Annotated in this window: 3 protein-coding genes and 1 other annotated feature; all 3 genes read left to right on the forward strand. The window is 40.9% G+C overall.

The window, feature by feature from the left end:
- Positions 1 to 81 precede the first annotated feature (81 nt).
- On the forward strand, positions 82 to 1341 hold the full coding sequence (locus HT688_RS03530; RefSeq protein WP_000862496.1) for a TRZ/ATZ family protein: 1260 nt from the start codon (positions 82 to 84) through the stop codon (positions 1339 to 1341).
- Between the two features lie 75 nt (positions 1342 to 1416).
- Positions 1417 to 1552 (forward strand) — a sequence feature (ribosomal protein L10 leader region).
- 38 nt (positions 1553 to 1590) lie between these two features.
- The gene (rplJ, locus tag HT688_RS03535; RefSeq protein WP_001287278.1) at positions 1591 to 2091 is read left to right on the forward strand and encodes a 50S ribosomal protein L10; all 501 of its coding nucleotides are present in this window, start codon (positions 1591 to 1593) and stop codon (positions 2089 to 2091) included.
- Positions 2092 to 2163: 72 nt separating this feature from the next.
- On the forward strand, positions 2164 to 2532 hold the full coding sequence (rplL, locus tag HT688_RS03540) for a 50S ribosomal protein L7/L12 (RefSeq protein WP_001196965.1): 369 nt from the start codon (positions 2164 to 2166) through the stop codon (positions 2530 to 2532).
- Positions 2533 to 2641: the final 109 nt, after the last annotated feature.

The following is a 2641-nucleotide window of genomic DNA, read 5'->3' on the forward strand; positions in this document are numbered from 1 at the left end:
GTCAGTAACCACACCTACGGCAAAGTGAATCTGAAGTAGTTTGAAGAGAGTATAACTTGTCTTTTAGAAAAGGAGCCTATAATGAAAGTCTTTCAGAATGTAAATATCGTGACTTGTGATCAAGATTTCCATGTTTATCTTGATGGAATCTTAGCAGTCAAGGATTCTCAAATCGTCTATGTCGGTCAAGATAAGCCAGCGTTTTTAGAGCAAGCTGAGCAGATTATAGACTATCAGGGAGCTTGGATTATGCCTGGGTTGGTCAATTGCCACACCCATTCTGCTATGACAGGTTTGAGAGGAATTCGGGATGATAGCAATCTCCATGAATGGCTCAATGACTATATCTGGCCAGCAGAAGCTGAGTTTACTCCCGACATGACTACTAAGGCGGTCAAAGAAGCTCTGACAGAGATACTCCAGTCAGGAACAACAACCTTTAATGATATGTATAATCCCAATGGTGTGAATATTGAGCAGATTTATCAGGCAGTGAAAGATTCCAAGATGCGTTGTTATTTTTCTCCGACTCTTTTTTCTTCAGAGACAGAAACAACTGCTGAGACTATAAGCAGAACTCGATCCATCATAGACGAAATCTTAAAATATAAAAATCCAAATTTCAAGGTTATGGTAGCACCTCATTCTCCCTATAGCTGCAGTAGAGACTTGCTGGAAGCGAGTTTGGAAATGGCAAAAGAGCTTGCTATTCCAATCCATATCCATGTGGCGGAGACCAAGGAAGAATCAGGCATTATCCTGAAACGATACGGCAAACGCCCCCTCGCCTTTCTAGAAGAACTGGGTTACTTAGATCATCCGTCTGTCTTTGCTCATGGGGTCGAATTAAACGAGCGAGAAATTGAACGCTTGGCAACTTCTCAAGTGGCTATTGCTCACAATCCTATCAGTAATCTCAAACTGGCATCAGGAATTGCTCCAATTATCCAGCTCCAAAAAGCAGGAGTAGCAGTCGGAATTGCGACTGACTCGGTCGCTTCCAATAACAATCTTGATATGTTTGAGGAGGGACGGACTGCAGCCCTTCTTCAGAAGATGAAAAGTGGAGATGCCAGCCAATTTCCTATCGAAACAGCTCTCAAGGCACTGACAATCGAAGGGGCTAAGGTTCTAGGAATGGAAAATCAGATAGGAAGTCTAGAAGTCGGCAAGCAGGCAGATTTTCTCGTTATTCAACCACAAGGCAAAATCCATCTCCAACCTCAAGAAAATATGCTCTCTCACCTAGTTTATGCTGTCAAATCCAGTGATGTTGATGATGTCTATATTGCTGGAGAACAGGTTGTTAAGCAAGGTCAAGTTCTGACAGTAGAACTTTAGAAGAAAAATCACGAAAAATTTTAAAAAAAGTTTGTAAAAATCTTGCATTCTTTTTTTGACTATGCTATACTTATATACGGTTTGAAAAAACTGCCTAAGACAGTAGGGGAGCTCGACTCATAAATATCCTACCGAGGACAAAACGTATCATGTAAAAAGAAGCGTATTGTACTTTCGTGTCTAGGTTTGGGCGCGTTTTTCTTTTGGAAAAATTCCCCAAGCAAAATAATTACGGAGGTGAACACACTAATGAGTGAAGCAATTATTGCTAAAAAAGCGGAACTAGTTGACGTAGTAGCTGAAAAAATGAAAGCTGCTGCATCTATCGTCGTTGTAGACGCTCGTGGTTTGACAGTTGAGCAAGATACAGTTCTTCGTCGTGAGCTTCGTGGAAGCGAAGTTGAGTATAAAGTCATTAAAAACTCAATCTTGCGTCGTGCAGCTGAAAAAGCTGGTCTTGAAGATCTTGCATCAGTATTCGTTGGACCATCTGCAGTAGCATTTTCTAACGAAGATGTTATTGCACCAGCGAAAATCTTGAACGACTTTTCTAAAAACGCTGAAGCACTTGAAATCAAAGGTGGTGCAATCGAAGGCGCTGTCGCATCTAAAGAAGAGATTCTTGCACTTGCAACTCTTCCAAACCGCGAAGGACTTCTTTCTATGCTCCTTTCTGTACTTCAAGCGCCAGTGCGCAACGTTGCTCTTGCAGTCAAAGCGGTTGCAGAAAGCAAAGAAGACGCAGCTTAATCTTAAGCTACGTAGCGTAGCCTAGCTACGAAAATCTATTATAAATTTAAAACATATTTGGAGGAAATAACAATGGCATTGAACATTGAAAACATTATTGCTGAAATTAAAGAAGCTTCAATCCTTGAATTGAACGACCTTGTAAAAGCTATCGAAGAAGAATTTGGTGTAACTGCAGCTGCTCCTGTAGCTGTTGCTGCAGCTGGTGCTGCTGACGCTGGTGCTGCTAAAGATTCATTCGACGTTGAATTGACATCTGCAGGCGACAAAAAAGTTGGCGTTATCAAAGTTGTACGTGAAATCACAGGTCTTGGTCTTAAAGAAGCTAAAGAACTTGTTGACGGTGCACCAGCACTTGTTAAAGAAGGCGTTGCAACTGCAGAAGCTGAAGAAATCAAAGCTAAATTGGAAGAAGCTGGAGCTTCAGTTACTCTTAAATAATAGAGCGACTACATTAGTAGCTTAAAAACATGATTAAATCGCTATTCTTAGGAGTAGTGGTTTTTCTTTTTGTTTAAGAAGTTGGCGAGTAAGTAATACTCAATGAAAA

Source organism: Streptococcus sp. 1559 (assembly GCF_013276735.1).
Classification (GTDB): Bacteria; Bacillota; Bacilli; order Lactobacillales; family Streptococcaceae; genus Streptococcus; species Streptococcus pseudopneumoniae.

Bases quoted from the DNA above. Each gene is read 5' to 3' on its own strand.
- rplL (WP_001196965.1), top strand. From the start codon at position 2,164: ATGGCATTGAACATTGAAAACATTATTGCTGAAATTAAAGAAGCTTCA.
- rplJ (WP_001287278.1), top strand. From the start codon at position 1,591: ATGAGTGAAGCAATTATTGCTAAAAAAGCGGAACTAGTTGACGTAGTA.
- HT688_RS03530 (WP_000862496.1), top strand. From the start codon at position 82: ATGAAAGTCTTTCAGAATGTAAATATCGTGACTTGTGATCAAGATTTC.